The sequence below is a fragment of the Polynucleobacter sp. 15G-AUS-farblos genome (assembly GCF_018882445.1).
GTDB lineage: Bacteria > Pseudomonadota > Gammaproteobacteria > Burkholderiales > Burkholderiaceae > Polynucleobacter.
This window is the reverse complement of sequence record NZ_JACVOM010000026.1, coordinates 1-355: the sequence shown is the minus strand read 5'-3', so window position 1 is coordinate 355 and position 355 is coordinate 1. Positions and strand designations below refer to the sequence as shown.

Here is a 355-nt window from a genome sequence, read left to right as displayed (position 1 = left end):
ATCGTACGCGCTTTGCCCTGGTTAGTTGGATTCAAGGACTCCTTAAAGAAGATCTTCTTACTAAGGCGATCTTTTCTTTGGTGATGCTGGTAGTCTGCTTGGTGTTGGTGGCTGAGGTTTCGTATCCTACGGAAGACCCGTTAGTATTTTATATGGCGCAAGCTAAGCTAATAGCTAGTACCCATAATTATTTGCCGCTTAGAAATTCGGATGCTTTTGCTAGTCTGCCACTACTCCCCTTCATTGCCGAAATACCTTATGCCCTGATGTATGCATTTGGAGGCGATACGATTGGACAGATTTCCTCCAAGCTATCCATTGGGCCAATTTTTCTGACCATATTGGCTTTGCTTTG

At 44.2% G+C, this 355-nt stretch carries 1 protein-coding gene; it reads left to right on the top strand.

The window, feature by feature from the left end; translation table 11 throughout:
- The coding region (locus tag ICN41_RS11255; RefSeq protein WP_216293020.1) for a hypothetical protein at positions 1–355 on the top strand (355 nt) is incomplete at both ends.